A 17,370-nucleotide genomic window follows, 5' to 3' on the forward strand; every position below is an offset into this window, starting at 1 on the left:
CCCCTGTTGACGACGCTCCGGAGTTTTTTATTCCAACAACCAATTATAGGAGAAGGAGCTAGGAAAAATGGATTACAAAGATACACTGCTCATGCCGAAGACCAAATTCAAAATGCGTGGAGGGCTGATCAACAAGGAGCCGGAAATGCAGAAGAAGTGGCAGGAAGACAAGCTTTATGAAAAAAAATTGAAACTGAACGAAGGCAACACGCCGTATGTACTGCATGATGGACCGCCATATGCCAACGGCGCGCTCCACATGGGGCATGCGCTGAACAAGATCATCAAGGACATCATCATCCGCAACAAGCAGATGCGCGGATACTATGCACCTTATGTGCCGGGCTGGGATACGCACGGCCTGCCGATCGAACAGGCACTGACGAACAAGGGTGTTGACCGCAAGAGCATGACGACGGAAGAGTTCAGGAACAAATGCATCGAATTCGCCAACACGCAGATTGACCATCAGCGTGAAGGCTTCAAGCGCATGGGGATCGACGGGGAATGGGACAACCCATACCTCACATACAAGCCCGAGTTCGAGGCGGCGCAGGTGCGCGTGCTGAAGGACATGGTGGAAAAAGGACTGATCTACAAGGGCAAGAAGCCGATCTACTGGTCTCCGGTCAATGAATCCTCACTGGCCGAGGCGGAACTCGAATACAAGGACAAGCGCTCTCCGTCCATCTATGTCGGTTTTGAAGTCGAAGATGGAAAAGGTACCGTGGACAAAGGAGTCCAGCTTGTAATATGGACGACGACACCTTGGACGATCCCTGCCAATCAGGCGGTTGCCGTCCATCCTGAACTGAACTACGTGCAGTTCGGCTACGAAGGAAAAGAATACATCGTGGCAGAAGATCTGCTCGACCATTTCCTTGAAGAGGTCGATTTCGACAAGGACAAGGTGACGCGTACGAACGAATTCAAAGGGGAGTCACTCGAATATGTGACTGCACGCCATCCGCTGTTCGACCGCACGAGCCTCGTCGTGCTCGGCGACCATGTAACGACGGACGCCGGTACCGGCTGTGTCCACACGGCGCCGGGACACGGGGACGACGACTTCGTCCTCGGCCAGCAGTATGACCTGGAAGTGCTGAGCCCGGTGGATGACAAAGGTGTCTTCACCGATGAAGCGGGCAAATACTCCGGCCTCTTCTATGATGAGGCGAACAAGGTCATTACAGAAGACCTCGAGGCAAACGGCACGCTGCTGAAGCTGAATTTCTATACACACTCATATCCACATGACTGGCGCTCCAAGACACCGGTCATCTTCCGTGCGACACCACAGTGGTTCGCATCAATCAAAAATGTCAGGGAAGACATCCTGCAGGCGGTCATGGATACTAAGTTCCAGGTGCCGTGGAACCAGAAGCGGATGTACAACATGATCAAGAACCGTGGCGACTGGGTCATCTCCCGCCAGCGTGTATGGGGCGTGCCACTGCCATTCTTCTATGCTGAAAATGGCGAGGAGATCGTCGATATCGATGTCATCGAACATGTGGCACAGCTTTTCGAGACGCACGGTTCCAACATCTGGTTCGAATGGGATGCCAAAGATCTGCTGCCTGAAGGCTATGTGCATGACGGCTCGCCGAACGGTGAATTCACAAAAGAGATGGATATCATGGACGTATGGTTCGACTCCGGTTCCACGCACCGCGGTGTGCTGGCGACACGGGACTACCTGACATATCCGGCGGACCTCTATTTCGAAGGTTCCGACCAGTATCGCGGGTGGTTCAACTCCTCCATCATCACAAGTGTGGCGACAAAAGGCATCGCCCCCTACAAGGAACTGCTCAGCCATGGCTTCGTCATGGATGGGGAAGGGAAGAAGATGTCGAAATCCCTCGGCAACGTCATCCTGCCTGAGAAGGTGATGAAGCAGATGGGGGCGGACATCATCCGTCTATGGGTCATGTCCTCCGACTTTGAAGAGGATGTAAGGATCTCGGACGATATACTGAAACAGGTATCAGAAGTATACCGCAAGGTCAGGAACACATTCCGCTTCCTGCTCGGCAACGTGGCGGATTTCAATCCGGACGAAGATGCTGTGGCATATGAAGACATGAAGGAAGTGGACCAGTTCATGATGCAGCGCTTCAATGAGATGGTCAACCTGATGCGAGACTGCTACGACCGCTACGATTATGTATCCATGTACCAGTCGCTCCAGAACTTCATCAATGTGGACCTTTCCAACTTCTATCTGGACTACGGCAAGGACATCCTCTACATCGAGAACGCGGATGCACATATCAGACGCAGCATGCAGACCGTACTCTACAGGATCCTGACCGAGCTCAACCGCCTTCTGGCACCTGTGCTCGTGCACACGGCCGAAGAGATCCACCAGCATACACCTTATGTGGAAAAGGAAAGCGTCCATCTCGAATATCTTCCGGAAGACGCCGAAGTCGACACTGCACTGGTGGAAAAATGGAAGCAGTTCATGGCTGTCCGGGATGACGTACTGAAGGCGCTTGAAGAAGCGCGGAATGAAAAGGTCATCGGCAAGTCGCTCGAGGCCAAAGTATATGTGACCGAGCCTGAAGGTATGGGCTATGGCGAGATCAATGGTGCATTGACACAGCTCTTCATCGTCTCCCAGGTTGAAGTCGTCGATTCACTGCCGGACGGGAAGCGGTATGATCACATCAGCGTGAAGGTTGAACATGCCGAGGGCACACGCTGCGAGCGCTGCTGGAACTATTCTACAGCTGAATCCATCCATGGTGGCGATGATGACATCTGTCCAAGATGTCGTGAAGTTGTCGACCAGATGTAGGAGGCTGCCATGAAATCGTACAGATTCATCCCTATGGCCCTGATCGGCCTGTTCATACTGGGCCTCGACCAGTTCACGAAGTACCTGGTCGTCCGCTTCATGGAAGAAGGGGAGTCGATTCCGGTACTCGGCGAGTACCTGGAACTGACTTCCCACCGCAACAGCGGAGCTGCCTGGGGGATGTTCCAGGGACAGATGATCTTCTTCTATGTGGTGACGCTGATCGTGCTGGCCATACTGGTCTATGTGTATATCAAGGAAGCGAAAGGCAATTTCCTCCTTCAGCTGGCAATCGTCATGCTGATTGCAGGTTCGCTCGGCAATTTTATAGATCGAATTTTATTTCAGGAAGTCGTCGATTTCATCGACGTGCTGATCGTGTTTTATGATTTTCCGATTTTTAACGTCGCGGACAGCGCTTTGACGGTTGGTGTCATACTAATGCTTTTGGAATTCTTCTTTATAGGAAAAGGTGACAAGGATGCAGGAAATTACAGTAAGTGATATGGACAGTGGTCAGAGGATCGACAGACTGCTTGCAGAACAGCTTGATGATACATCCCGCAGTGATATGCAGGGACGCATCAGGGATGGGCTGGTGAAAGTGAACGGCGGAACGGTCAAGCCCAACTACAAGGTCAAGAAGGATGATGTGGTCACTGTGGAAGTCCGGGAACTTGTCGAAGCGGATATCGTACCCGAGGACCTCGATCTGGATATCGTCCATGAGGATGACGAAGTGGCGGTGGTCAACAAACCGAAGGGCATGGTGGTCCATCCGGCCGCAGGCCATCCATCCGGAACTCTGGTGAATGGGCTGATGCATCAGCTGGACAACCTTTCCGGCATCAATGGGGAACTCCGCCCGGGCATCGTGCACCGTATCGACAAGGATACGAGTGGGCTGCTGATGGTGGCCAAGGATGATGTTGCACACAGGCACCTCGTGGAACAGCTGGTGGAAAAAAGCGTGACGAGAAAATATACAGCCCTGGTGCATGGTACGATACCGCATGACAAGGGAACGATTGAAGCGCCGATCGGCCGAAATCCAAAAGAACGTCAGGAGATGGCTGTCGTCGATGATGGCAAAGAAGCGGTGACCCACTTCAATGTGCTGGAAAGGTACAAGGACTTCACCCTGGTGGAATGCATACTGGATACAGGACGTACCCACCAGATCCGTGTGCATATGAAATATATCGGATACCCGCTTGCGGGCGATCCGAAATACGGGCCGAGGAAGACGCTTGAAACAGAAGGGCAGATGCTGCATGCAGGCACGCTTGGGTTCATCCACCCGAAGAGCGGCGAATACCTTGAATTTACAGTGCCGCTGCCGGACCTGTTCGAGGATGTCCTGGAAACATTGACGCCACTTTCGGAATAATGCTTGACTTTAAAAATATTTAAGTCTAGAATATTAAGGAAAAGTGAATATGGAATGTCTTTAAGGGAAGTCCCGTGAGGCTTCAAAGACATGGTATAAACGGTTGCACCCGTATTGGGCGGGATGTATATTTATTAGGATACGTGTATACTCATGTCTTTAGAGACATGAGTATTTTTTTATACCATCTTTAAAAAGGAGCCAATCATATGGAACCAAGAGTCATTCTTGATGCAGCACAGATCAGCCGTTCATTGACACGGATGTCGCATGAAATTCTTGAACGCAACAAAGGTGCGGAGGGCATCGTCTTCCTTGGAGTCAGGACGCGCGGGGAGTATCTCGCGCACAGGCTCCAGAAGAAGATAGAGGAGATCGACGGTGTCAGGATTCCTACCGGCACAATCGACATCACTGCGTTCAGGGATGACCGGCCCATGGACAGCAGAGAGGCGGAGAAGGCCATCGCAATCGATGTCCCGCTCGATGACCGCCATGTCATCGTCGTGGACGATGTACTGTATACGGGACGGACGGTCCGTGCAGCGATGGATGCGATATTGAACCAGGTCCGGCCATCGAAGATCACCCTCGCAGTACTGGTCGACAGGGGTCACCGGGAACTGCCGATACGGGCGGATTTCGTCGGCAAGAACATCCCCACCGCACGGGGTGAGAAGATCAATGTTTATCTCGAAGAGCACGATCACGCGAATGAAGTGACACTAAGCAAATAGCAGGAGGAATTGGAACATGCAGGATAAAGAGTCGACAGAAGAAATTTTTACAAAAAGTGTGGAGCCGGTACTGGATGTCCACGAAAAGCCCAAACCCGCCCAATGGCTGCTGCTCAGTTCACAGCACCTGTTCGCGATGTTCGGTGCGACGGTGCTCGTCCCCTTCCTTACGGGGCTGCCGATATCAGCCGCCCTCATAGCAAGCGGGGTGGGGACCCTGCTCTATATACTCATTACAAAAGGGCAGATTCCTGCATATCTCGGTTCGAGCTTCGCGTTCATTCTTCCGATCACCATCGCCCTGGGTGCGAACAGTCTGGGGGAGGTGCTCACCGCACTGTTCTTCAGCGGTGTGCTCTATGTCCTCATCGGGCTCATCATCCGGCTGTTCGGTACCGACTGGCTGATGAACCTGCTGCCGCCGGTGGTCGTCGGTCCGGTCATCATGGTCATCGGGCTTGGGCTTGCCCCGGTCGCGGTCGACATGGCGATGTACACGGATTCGGGCAATCAGGAAGGCTACAGCATGCTATACATATTCGTCGCTGCAATGACGCTCACCATCACCATCTGCGCCTCCATCTTCCTGCGGGGAGTCCTGTCGCTCATACCGGTCCTCATCGGTATCGTCGGCGGATACATCACCGCCATACTGGTGGGCATCGTAGACTTCACAGGCATCATCGAAACGGGCTGGTTCGTCACACCGGATGTCCACCTGCCCTTCGTCTCCTACGATCCGACATGGAATGTCGGGCTGATGATCGTCATGCTGCCGATCGTATTCGTTACGGTGAGTGAGCATATCGGCCACCAGATGGTCATCAACAAGATCGTCGGACGGAACTTCTTCAAGAAGCCCGGGCTCCACCGCTCGCTGATCGGCGACGGCGTATCCACGATGTTCTCGAGCATCATCGGAGGCCCGCCGACGACTACATATGGTGAAAACATCGGTGTACTGGCCATCACACGCATCTTCAGCGTCTGGGTAATCGGCGGTGCCGGGGTACTCGCCATCATCCTCGGCTTCATCGGCAAGTTCACGGCAGTCGTGCAGAGCATTCCGACACCTGTCATGGGCGGCGTATCGATCCTCCTTTTCGGAATCATCGCCGCAAGCGGACTCCGGATGCTCATCGATGAGCAGGTGAACCTGGATTCGAAAAGGAACCTGGTCATCGCCTCGGTCATCCTCGTCATCGGCATCGGCAAGGCGCACCTCGACTTCACCATCGGCGACATCCCGTTCAACCTTGAAGGGATGGCACTCGCGGCAGTCGCCGGCATTCTCTTGAACGCAATTCTTCCGAAGGAGGCACCTGTACGTGATGAATAGTCTGCTATCAATGAACGACCTGTCAAAGGATGACATCATCCGGCTCATCCGCCGCGCACTCGAGATGAAGGCGGGAAACTATAGACCGCTTGCTGAAAGGAAATATGTGGCCAATCTCTTCTTTGAACCCTCGACGCGGACAAAGGCGAGTTTCGAAATGGCCGAAAAGCACCTTGGCATCACCTCGCTTCCATTCGACGTCGACCATAGCTCCGTCACCAAAGGCGAGTCGCTCTATGACACATGCCGCACGATGGAAGCCATCGGCTGCGATGCACTCGTCATCCGCCATGGTGTGACCGCCTACTATGATGAAATGGAAGGGCTCGGCATACCGATCATCAACGGCGGGGACGGGAGCGGCTCGCATCCTACACAGTCCCTGCTCGACCTGATGACCATCTATGACCGGTTCGGCCGGTTCGAAGGGCTGAAGGTGGTCATCGCCGGGGACATTTCACACAGCCGGGTGGCGAGGAGCAACCAGCAGGCACTGGCGAAGCTCGGTGCCGATGTCCGCTTCAGTGCACCGGAGGCATGGCAGGATGAAAGCATTGAAGTGCCATACGTCAGCCTCGACGATGTGGTTGAAGATGCCGACGTCATCATGCTCCTTAGGGTCCAGCATGAACGGCATGGAAATGAGATGGACTTTACGAAAACGGCATACCATAACGGCTATGGCATGACACTGAAACGGTATCAGCGCATGAAGGCGGATGCCATCATCATGCACCCGGCACCGGTCAACCGCGATGTCGAGATAGACGGCCGGCTGATCGAGGCGCCGCGCTCGGTCATCTTTGAACAGATGAACAACGGCGTATTCATGCGCATGAGTGTACTACAAGAAATCCTTGGGAGTGAACAATAATGAAAATGCTTTTGAAAAATGGAACGATACTTGAAGACAACAGGCAGGTCAGGAAGGATATCCTTGTCGATGGTGACAGGATTGAAGAGATTGCGGATGATATCACTACGGAAGCCGATGAAACGGTGGACTGTACCGGCATGCTCATCACTCCGGGATTTGTGGACGTGCACGTCCATCTGAGGGAGCCGGGCGGCGAACACAAGGAAACGATCGAAACGGGGACGCGCGCAGCAGCCCGGGGCGGTTTCACCGCCATCTGCCCGATGCCGAACACAAGGCCCGTACCGGACAATGCCGGAACGATGGCGGATATCCAAAAAAGGATACGTGAGACGGCACATGTCAAAGTCATTCCATACGCATCCATCACTACACGCCAGCTGGGACGTGAACTCGTGGATTTCGAAGCACTCAAGTCAGGCGGCGCATTCGCATTCACCGATGACGGCGTCGGTATACAGAACGCCGATATGATGCTCCAGGGCATGAAGGAAGCCAGCCGGGTGGATATGCCCATCGTCGCCCATACCGAGGAGAACACGCTGATCCATGGTGGCGCAATCCATGAGGGCAGGACGAGTGAAAAACTCGGCATACCGGGCATCCCATCGGTGACTGAATCGGTACATATCGCACGGGACGTGCTGCTTGCGGAAGCAGCAGGATGCCACTACCACGTATGCCACGTAAGTACGAAAGAGAGCGTCCGCATCATCCGGGACGCAAAGCGGGCGGGCATCCGGGTGACTGCAGAAGTCACTCCCCACCACCTTGTGCTGGACGAAAATGATATTGTGGAAAAGGATCCGAATTTCAAGATGAATCCGCCGCTCAGGGGTGCAGAAGACCGTGAGGCACTGATAGAAGGGCTGCTCGATGGCACCATCGACATGATTGCGACGGACCACGCTCCGCATTCAGAAGCCGACAAGGCGGTCGGCATCGAGACGGCGCCATTCGGCATCACCGGCAGTGAAAATGCCTTCCAGCTGCTTTATACGAAACTGGTCAAAAATGGTGTGTTCACACTGCAGCAGCTCGTGGACTGGCTGACGGTCAGGCCATCCGAAACATTCGGCATGGGCATGGGTGTGCTGGCCGAAGACCGGCCAGCCGACATCACCATCATCAACCTGGAGAAGAAATATGTACTCGACAAGGAAAAGTTCCATTCGAAGGCACGCAATACCCCATTTCATGGAACCGCGCTCGAATCCGACATCCACATGACGATTGTGGACGGGAAAATCGCCTACAAGGAGGAAGAATAATGCTGAAGGAAAAAAGATATCTGGTATTGGAAGATGGCACCGTGTACGAGGGCTATCCGTTCGGAGCGAACAGGGCGTCCGAAGGGGAGCTCGTCTTCAACACATCGATGACAGGGGCTCAGGAAGTCATTACCGACCTGTCCTATACGGATCAGATCATCACGTTCACCTACCCGCTGCTCGGCAATACTGGCATGAACATAGAGGACAACGAATCACTCAATGCACAGGCGCGCGGTGTCGTCGTCAGGGAAGCATGTACGGACCCTTCGAACTTCCGTACGACGGAGACGCTCGATGCATTCCTGAAACGCCATGACATTCCGGGAATCAGCGGCATCGATACCCGCAGCATTACACGAAAGCTTAGGAGCGGCGGTGTAATGAAGGCGATCATCACGGACGAATCATATCACGAGGACCTCCTCGAACTGCTGCAGAACTCGACATTCCGCACGGATCAGGTCAAACGTGCATCCACCAGGACACCATACATTTCGACAGGACCGGGGCCTCGCGTCGTCCTGATCGACTACGGCAAGAAGGAGAACATCGTCCGCCAGTTGAATTCATACGGGTGTGACGTGACAGTGGTGCCCCATGATACGACTGCAGAAGAGATCAGACAGATGCGCCCCGACGGTGTGATGCTGTCGAATGGCCCTGGAGACCCTGCAAACATCCCGGATCAGATCAGGACGGTGAAGGCACTGCTCGGCATACCGCTGTTCGGCATCTGCATGGGCCATCAGCTGTTCGGACTGGCATGCGGCGCAAGGACATACAAGATGAAATTCGGCCACCGCGGCAGCAACCACCCGGTAAAGAACCTCTCGAATGGAAAAATAGAGATCACTTCACAGAACCATGGCTTCTCGATCGATCCGGACACACTCGAAGGCACAGGTCTTGAAGTGACGCACCTCGCATTGAACGATGGCACAGTGGAAGGGCTGCGCCACACTGAATATCCGGCATTTTCAGTACAGTACCACCCGGAAGCGGGCGCCGGACCCCACGATCCCGGATACCTTTTCAATGAATTCATAGAACTGATGAACCAAAAGGAGGCCAACCATGCCTAAACGTGAAGACATCAAAACCATTCTGGTCATAGGAAGCGGACCGATCATCATCGGCCAGGCAGCAGAGTTCGACTATGCAGGGACGCAGGCCTGCCTCGCATTGAAGGAAGAGGGGTACCGCGTCATACTTGTGAATTCCAATCCTGCAACGATCATGACGGACAAGGAGATTGCGGATGTCGTCTACATCGAGCCATTGACGCCGGACTTCATCGCAAGGATCATCCGCAAGGAACACCCGGATGCGCTGCTGCCGACACTCGGCGGCCAGGTCGGCCTGAACATGGCAGTGGAACTCGACCGTCTCGGCATCCTCGAAGAGAATGGAGTGGAACTGCTCGGTACGAAGCTCGACTCCATCAAGCAGGCCGAGGACCGCGACCTCTTCAGGCAGCTGATGAACCAGATGGAAGTGCCCGTTCCGGACTCCGACATCATCACGACGATGGAAGAGGCCCATACATTCAGGGACCGCGTCGGCTACCCATTCATCGTACGCCCTGCATTCACCATGGGCGGTACAGGCGGCGGCATCTGCTACAATGATGCGGACCTTGCGGAAATTGTGGCGAACGGCCTCAAGTATTCACCTGTAAGCCAGTGCCTCGTCGAAAAGTCGATTGCCGGATTCAAGGAGATCGAATACGAAGTGATGCGCGATTCCAACGACAATGCGATTGTCGTCTGCAACATGGAGAACATCGATCCCGTCGGCATCCATACAGGGGACTCCATCGTCGTTGCACCCACACAGACACTGACAGACAAGGAACACCAGATGCTCCGTGATGTCTCCCTCGGTGTCATCCGCGAGCTCGGCATCGAAGGCGGATGCAACGTACAGCTTGCGCTTGATCCGAATTCCTTCGACTACTATATCATCGAAGTCAATCCGAGGGTATCCCGCTCTTCAGCCCTCGCATCGAAGGCGACGGGATATCCCATCGCAAAGCTTGCAGCCAAAATCGCCATCGGCATGACGCTCGATGAAATGATCAATCCGATCACGGGAACAAGCTATGCGGCCTTCGAGCCGGCGCTCGACTATGTCGTCTCCAAAATTCCACGATTCCCATTCGACAAGTTCGAAAAGGGGGAACGCAAGCTGGGGACGCAGATGAAGGCGACAGGCGAAGTCATGGCGATCGGCCGTACGTATGAGGAATCCCTTCTCAAGGCGATCCGTTCACTTGAGTACGGAGTCCATCACCTCGGGCTGCCGAATGGGGATGATTTCGAGCTTGACTACATCAATGAGATGATCCAGAAGCAGAGCGATGAAAGGCTCTTCTACATCGGTGAGGCACTGAGGCGCGGCGTTTCCAAGGAAACCATACACGAGTGGACGAAGATCGACATGTTCTTCCTGAGGAAGTTCGAGCACATCATCGAAATCGAACATGAACTGAAAGGGAATCAAGGTTCCATGGACCATCTGAAGTGGGCGAAGACCTACGGCTTCAGCGACAGGGTCATCGGCCATCGCTGGGACATGGACGAGGAGGATGTGTTCCAGCTCCGAAAATCCAACGGCATCATGCCGGTGTACAAGATGGTGGACACGTGTGCGGCGGAATTCGAGTCCGAGACGCCTTACTTCTATGGCACATACGAGTTCGAAAATGAGTCGGTCGTCAGCGACAGGGAAAAGATCATCGTCCTCGGCAGCGGACCGATCCGCATCGGCCAGGGGGTCGAATTCGACTATGCGACCGTCCATGCGGTGTGGGCCATCCAGGAGGCGGGCTATGAGGCGATCATCATCAACAACAACCCGGAAACCGTCTCCACCGACTTCTCGATTTCCGACAAGCTCTATTTTGAACCGCTGACGCACGAAGATGTCATGAATATCATCGAACTGGAGCAGCCGAAAGGGGTTGTCGTCCAATTCGGCGGACAGACGGCGATCAACCTGGCGGACAGGCTGGAACGTGATGGCGTGAAGATACTCGGCACGTCCCTTGATGATCTGGATCGTGCAGAGGACAGGAAGCGCTTTGAAGCGCTGCTGCGCAAGATCGATGTGCCACAGCCGCTCGGCAAGACGGCGACGAACGAAGGTGAGGCGCTGGACAATGCGGAGCATATCGGCTATCCGGTCCTCGTCCGTCCAAGCTACGTCCTCGGCGGCCGTGCGATGGAGATCGTCTACAACGAAGATGAACTCAAGAACTATATGAGGGATGCAGTCAAGGCATCACCGGAGCATCCGGTGCTGATCGACCGCTACCTGACCGGAAAAGAGATAGAGGTGGACGCCATCAGTGACGGGGAGAATGTCATCATCCCCGGCATCATGGAGCATATAGAACGTGCGGGCGTACACTCCGGGGACTCCATTGCCGTGTATCCGCCGGTGACATTGACCAACAATGAAATCAATACACTTAAGGAATATACCGAGAAGCTTGCGCTCGGCCTGAAGACGGTGGGGCTGATCAACATACAGTTCGTCCTGTCGGATGGAGAGGTCTTTGTACTTGAAGTCAATCCACGTGCCAGCCGTACAGTGCCGTTCATGAGCAAGATCACTGAAATCCCGATGGCGAATCTCGCAATGAAGGCGATCCTCGGTACAGACCTCAAAGAGACGGACTATCCGCTCGGCCTGGCACCGTTCAAGCAGGGCTACCATGTAAAAGCGCCGGTATTCAGCTTCAGCAAGCTCAAAAATGTGGATATTACACTCGGGCCCGAGATGAAGTCGACCGGTGAAGTCATGGGCAAGGACCTGAGCCTCAACAAGGCACTCTACAAGGGACTTGTGGCCAGCGGGCTGGAAGTCAAGGATCATGGCACGGTGCTCATGACCGTCGCAGACAAGGACAAGGAGGAAGCGGTCGAGCTGGCCCGCCGACTGTCCCAGTGCGGCTACCGCATCATGGCGACGGAAGGGACCGGCGAGGCGCTGGCAGAACGCCAGATTCCCTATATCACTGTAAACAAGGTCAGCGAAGGCCAGGACAGCCTTCTCAAATGGATCCAGAACGGCAGCGTGCAGCTCGTCGTCAATACGATGACTAAAGGAAAGCAGGTTGAAAGGGACGGTTTCAGAATCAGGAGGGAGTCTGTTGAGAACGGTATCCCTTGTCTGACTTCACTCGACACTGCACGTACGCTTGTCGAAGTGATAGAAAGCATGACGTTCAATATGGAAAAGATGTAGGTGAGGATATGAAGAATATCATGACAGTCGTCGCCCAGAACCGCATTGCCGATAAGATCCACGAAATGGTGCTTGAAGGTGAAATCACTGGAAGCATGAAGACACCGGGCCAGTTCGTCCATGTCCGCATCAACGATACGACGGAACATGTCCTGAGGCGCCCGATCTCCATCGCGGATATCGATCAGGAGAACTCCCGGTTCACCATTGTGTACCGTGCTGAAGGGGAGGGGACGAAAAAGCTGTCGAAGCTCGGCCCCGGGGATACACTCGATATCCTCTCCCCCCTCGGCCGGGGTTATCCACTCGAACAGAATGCACATGTACTGATCGTCGGCGGCGGAATCGGCGTACCGCCATTATATGAACTGTCCAAGCAGCTGAACATAATGGGCGTCAGGACCACCCATGTGCTCGGTTTCAATTCGAAGAAGGATGTATTCTATGAGGACAAGTTCGGGGCACTCGGTGACACGCACATCGCCACTGCAGATGGTTCCCATGGTATGGAAGGCTATGTCACGGATGTGATCCGGACACTCGATGCCGATTTCGACTGCTTCTACGCATGCGGCCCCAAGATGATGCTGAAGGTGTTGAGTGAAACGATGGACCTGGAGGGCTACATTTCCCTTGAGGAACGCATGGGCTGCGGTTTCGGCGTATGCTATGCATGCGTCTGCGAGACGGCCGAAGGGGACTGGATCAAGCTGTGCACGGAAGGTCCCGTCTTCAGGAAAGGGGAGATCATACTATGAACAGAGAAGCGCTGAAAATCAGCCTCCCCGGCCTTGAGCTGAAGAACCCCGTGATGCCCGCATCCGGCTGCTTCAGTTTCGGCGAAGAATTCTCGAAACTGTATGACCTGTCGGAACTTGGTGCCATCATGGTCAAGGCAGCGACGCATGAGCCGAGGATCGGCAACAGGACACCGCGTGTCGCCGAAACTTCAAGCGGGATGCTGAATGCCATCGGGCTTCAGAATCCGGGTGTGGACCATATCCTGGACCATGAACTCAAGTTCCTCGAGCAGTATGATGTGCCGATCATCGCCAATGTTGCAGGCAGTGAAATCGACGACTATACAATCGTTGCGGACAAGATCTCCAAGGCGCCGAACGTAAAAGCTATCGAGCTCAACATTTCCTGTCCGAATGTCAAAGAGGGCGGCATCCAGTTCGGAACCGACCCCGAGACGGCACGCCGCCTGACATCCCGTGTCAAGGAAGTATCGGATGTACCGGTCTATGTAAAACTTTCACCGAATGTGACCAGCATCGTCGACATGGCCCTAAGCGTCGGAGACATCGCCGATGGTCTGACGATGATCAATACGCTCGTCGGCATGAGGCTGGATGGCAATGGACAGCCGATCCTCTCCAATGTGACGGGCGGGCTCAGCGGACCGGCCATCAAACCGGTCAGCCTGAACATGATATACCAGGTACGCCAGCATCTGCCGCATATTCCGATCATCGGCATGGGCGGAATCGCCACAGCCGATGACATTCTGGACTATATCTCCGTCGGCGCGGATGCGGTGGCCATCGGAACGATGAACTTCACCGATCCGATGATCTGCCCGGCACTGATTGAAGCATTGGATGAGAAGCTAGGGGAAATGGGAGTCGGCCACCTGCATGACTTGAAAGGACGCGCCTACAAATAAGCTGAGGAGGAAACTTATGAATAGACCGATCATTGCCCTCGACTTCGGTACGATGGCAGAAGTGCAGCAGTTTCTTGAAAACTTTGAAGAACCGCTTTTCGTTAAGGTGGGAATGGAGCTCTACTTGCAGAATGGCCCGGACATAATCAGGGAGATCAGGACCATGGGCCATGACATATTCCTCGACCTGAAGCTGCATGACATTCCGAATACTGTGGGAAAGGCAATGGAAGGACTCGGGAGGCTCGATGTGCAGATGACCAATGTCCATGCCCAGGGTGGGACTCCGATGATGAAGCGTGCGGCGGAGTCCTTCAGGGACCATAACCCCGATGGCATACTGATCGCAGTGACGCAGCTGACTTCCACAAGCGAGGAAATGATGCAGGCCGAACAGAAATCGTCACTGACCCTGGATGAAAGCGTCATCCACTATGCACAGCTGGCCAGGCAGGCGGGGCTTGACGGGGTGGTGTCCTCTCCGCTCGAGTCGGCACTCATCCATGAAGCGTGCGGCAGTGACTTCCTCACGGTGACACCGGGCATTCGGCTCGCTGATGATTCAACGGATGACCAGTCGCGCGTCGTCACGCCGTCGAAGGCCCATCACCTGGGCAGCGACTATATCGTCGTCGGCCGGCCCATCACACAGGCGGCGGATCCGGCAGCACGATACACACAAATAAAAGAAGAATGGGAAAGCGGGGAAGAGCATTGGAAACACGTGTAGCAGAAATCCTATTGGACATCAATGCAGTGGAACTCAGTCCGGAGGCACCATTCACATGGTCGAGCGGGATCATCTCCCCGATCTACTGTGATAACAGGAAGGTCATTGGCAATGTCGATGCGCGGAGTGAAATCGCCGATGCATTTGCGGAAATGATAAAAGTGCATGCACCGGACGCAGAAGTCATCGCGGGCACATCGACTGCCGGCATCCCGCATGCCGCCTTCATCAGTGAACGGCTCGGACTGCCGATGTGCTATGTGCGCGGAAGCAAAAAGAAGCATGGCAAGGGCAACCAGATCGAAGGTGCCGAAGTGGACGGAAAGAAGGTCGTGCTCATCGAGGACCTCATCTCCACCGGCGGATCGAGCCTCGAAGCTGCAGAAGCGCTGAAGGAGAACGGGGCGGACCTGCTTACGGTAATCGCAATTTTCACTTACGGCATCCCCCGCGCCGATGAAGCATTCAATGAAACAGGGCTTCCGTATCATACATTGAGCACCCTCGATGCACTGATCGGTGTCAGCCTGGACCGTGGCGCAATCGATGAAGATCAGAAGGAGACGATCCTCCAGTTCCGCCAGAAGCTGTCGGAAAAATAAAAAGAGCGAAATGGGAAAATTACCCATTTCGCTCTTTTTTCTATACGCCGAATATCATATCATTGATGAGTTTTGCTTCCTGCTCGATGTGATCGCTGTCGAGGGATACATAGAGCTTGATCTTCGGTTCCGTTCCAGACGGCCTCAGGGCGATCCATCCATCTTCGAAATGGATTTTGATGACATCGGCCCCGGGCAATTTGATGTCTTCTGACGTACCATTGCGGTATGTCCGCTTCTGCGTCTTGAAATCCTCGGTCATGATGACTTCCCGCCTGTCCAGTTCAGTCGGTGTGTTGGTACGGAACTGCCTCATGATTTCATTAATCTTCTCCTTGCCGCTCGTGCCTTCGAAAGTATGGCTGAACAGGACTTCCATCCGGCGGCCGTAGGCTTCATAGATTGCCTCGAGTTCATCAACGAGTGTCCGTCCGCTGTTCTTCAGCTCACTGGCCATTCCGATGATGTACGGAACGATCTGGATGGCATCCTTGTCCCTGACGAAAGGCTCCAGAAGATAGCCGTAGCTCTCCTCGTAGCCGAGGACGAACGTCCTGTCGGACGCCCCTTCCATTGCCTTGATCTGTTCGCCGATATATTTGAATCCTGTCAGCACCTCTATCATTTCTCCGCCCTTGTCTTCAGTAATCTTGCGGCCAAGATCGCTTGTCACGATCGACTTGATGACGACGGGTTTTGAACCTTCGTGGCGCTCCAGGCGATGTTTCAGGAGGAGGATGCCGAGCTGGTTGCCGTTCAAGTGTACATAGCGGCCGTCGTGAAGGATTTCGATACCGATCCTGTCGGCATCCGGGTCTGTTGCAATCAGCAGGTCTGCACCTGTATCATTGCCGAGGTCCCGGGCTGCTTCGAATGCTTCCTCGCTTTCCGGATTCGGCGATTTGACCGTAGGGAAGTCACCATTGGGACGGCATTGGTCCTCGACAAGCTGATAGTTTTCAAAATCCAGTGAGTCGAGGATATCGGGAACGACCGGTACACTCGTGCCATGAAGACTCGAGAAGACGACCTTTAAATCGGAGGATGGAATATCAGGAATGAACGAAGCAATCCTTGCCCTGTACTGATCCTCCATCTCGACCGAGATATATTGTGCCTTCCCTGATTCGAGGGCTTCATCAAAAGACGCACTACCGATATTGAAGATGTCCTCTATTGCATTGATCTTTTCGCTCAGGCTGGCCGCAGGTGCATCAATCAGCTGCGCACCGTCCGGGCCGTAGACTTTGATGCCGTTGTATTCCGGCGGATTATGGCTGGCGGTGATCATAATGCCGAGGTCCGCTCCGTGCTCCCTGACATGGAAAGAGAGTTCGGGCGTCGAGATGTATTTCTCGGAAAGTCGGACGTTGACATCATTCTGTACAAGCACACCTGTCATCGTCTCCGAGAATTCAGGGGAGAAATGTCTTGTGTCATAGCCGATGACGACGAGCGGATCCGTCGCCCCTTCCAGCTCGTGGGCGATGCCGAGGGCCACCTTTTCAACTGTATAGCGGTTCAGACGGTTGGGTCCGAGGCCGATCTTCCCCCTGATTCCTGCAGTACCGAATGAAAGCGTATCGGAAAAGGCATCCGTCTTCTCTTCATCCGTAAGCGCCTCATAAGATTCCTCTGTAATGAAACTGTTGCCGATATGTTCTTCCCATTGTGCTCTGTCCACAAAGATCACAC

General features: G+C 54.2%; 14 protein-coding genes. 13 read left to right on the top strand and 1 reads right to left on the bottom strand.

Features of this window, described 5'->3' with window-relative positions; genetic code table 11:
• Positions 1-67 precede the first annotated feature (67 nt).
• From ileS to pyrE, 13 genes are all read left to right on the top strand, one after another.
• Positions 68-2,806 (top strand): isoleucine--tRNA ligase, encoded by a 2,739-nt coding sequence (gene ileS / locus RQP18_RS04810; RefSeq protein WP_342389024.1) that lies wholly within the window; start codon positions 68-70, stop codon positions 2,804-2,806.
• Positions 2,807-2,815: 9 nt separating this feature from the next.
• Complete coding sequence (gene lspA, locus RQP18_RS04815; RefSeq protein ID WP_342389025.1) at positions 2,816-3,310, top strand: signal peptidase II; 495 nt, start codon at positions 2,816-2,818, stop codon at positions 3,308-3,310.
• Complete coding sequence (locus RQP18_RS04820; RefSeq protein ID WP_342389026.1) at positions 3,288-4,196, top strand: RluA family pseudouridine synthase; 909 nt, start codon at positions 3,288-3,290, stop codon at positions 4,194-4,196. Before lspA ends, RQP18_RS04820 begins: the two co-directional genes overlap by 23 nt.
• A 209-nt stretch (positions 4,197-4,405) precedes the next feature.
• Positions 4,406-4,933: a bifunctional pyr operon transcriptional regulator/uracil phosphoribosyltransferase PyrR gene (pyrR, locus tag RQP18_RS04825; protein WP_342389027.1), complete on the top strand. Its 528-nt coding sequence runs from the start codon at positions 4,406-4,408 to the stop codon at positions 4,931-4,933.
• Between the two features lie 16 nt (positions 4,934-4,949).
• Positions 4,950-6,272, top strand: coding sequence for a uracil-xanthine permease family protein (locus RQP18_RS04830; protein WP_342389028.1), 1,323 nt, complete (start codon positions 4,950-4,952; stop codon positions 6,270-6,272).
• Positions 6,265-7,146 carry an aspartate carbamoyltransferase catalytic subunit gene (locus RQP18_RS04835; protein WP_342389030.1) on the top strand — a complete coding sequence of 294 codons (882 nt, stop codon included), beginning with the start codon at positions 6,265-6,267 and terminating at the stop codon, positions 7,144-7,146. Before RQP18_RS04830 ends, RQP18_RS04835 begins: the two co-directional genes overlap by 8 nt.
• Positions 7,146-8,420, top strand: a complete 1,275-nt coding sequence (locus RQP18_RS04840; protein WP_342389031.1) for a dihydroorotase — start codon at positions 7,146-7,148, stop codon at positions 8,418-8,420. Before RQP18_RS04835 ends, RQP18_RS04840 begins: the two co-directional genes overlap by 1 nt.
• The gene (carA, locus tag RQP18_RS04845; RefSeq protein WP_373446138.1) at positions 8,420-9,505 is read left to right on the top strand and encodes a glutamine-hydrolyzing carbamoyl-phosphate synthase small subunit; all 1,086 of its coding nucleotides are present in this window, start codon (positions 8,420-8,422) and stop codon (positions 9,503-9,505) included. The genes RQP18_RS04840 and carA overlap by 1 nt, the downstream gene beginning before the upstream one ends.
• Positions 9,498-12,674 carry a carbamoyl-phosphate synthase large subunit gene (gene carB, locus RQP18_RS04850; RefSeq protein ID WP_342389032.1) on the top strand — a complete coding sequence of 1,059 codons (3,177 nt, stop codon included), beginning with the start codon at positions 9,498-9,500 and terminating at the stop codon, positions 12,672-12,674. Before carA ends, carB begins: the two co-directional genes overlap by 8 nt.
• An 8-nt stretch (positions 12,675-12,682) precedes the next feature.
• Positions 12,683-13,432: a dihydroorotate dehydrogenase electron transfer subunit gene (locus RQP18_RS04855; RefSeq protein ID WP_342389033.1), complete on the top strand. Its 750-nt coding sequence runs from the start codon at positions 12,683-12,685 to the stop codon at positions 13,430-13,432.
• Positions 13,429-14,343 (top strand): dihydroorotate dehydrogenase, encoded by a 915-nt coding sequence (locus tag RQP18_RS04860; protein WP_342389034.1) that lies wholly within the window; start codon positions 13,429-13,431, stop codon positions 14,341-14,343. The genes RQP18_RS04855 and RQP18_RS04860 overlap by 4 nt, the downstream gene beginning before the upstream one ends.
• Positions 14,344-14,359: 16 nt before the next feature.
• Positions 14,360-15,073, top strand: a complete 714-nt coding sequence (pyrF, locus tag RQP18_RS04865) for an orotidine-5'-phosphate decarboxylase (protein ID WP_342389035.1) — start codon at positions 14,360-14,362, stop codon at positions 15,071-15,073.
• Complete coding sequence (pyrE, locus tag RQP18_RS04870) at positions 15,058-15,675, top strand: orotate phosphoribosyltransferase (protein ID WP_342389036.1); 618 nt, start codon at positions 15,058-15,060, stop codon at positions 15,673-15,675. Before pyrF ends, pyrE begins: the two co-directional genes overlap by 16 nt.
• Before the next feature lie 40 nt (positions 15,676-15,715).
• Here pyrE and RQP18_RS04875 read toward each other — a convergent pair whose 3' ends face one another.
• Entirely contained in the window at positions 15,716-17,359 is a 1,644-nt protein-coding gene (locus RQP18_RS04875) for a phospho-sugar mutase (protein WP_342389037.1), read from the bottom strand.
• Positions 17,360-17,370 lie beyond the last annotated feature (11 nt).

The sequence above is a fragment of the Salinicoccus sp. Bachu38 genome (assembly GCF_038561955.2).
Lineage (GTDB): Bacteria > Bacillota > Bacilli > Staphylococcales > Salinicoccaceae > Salinicoccus > Salinicoccus bachuensis.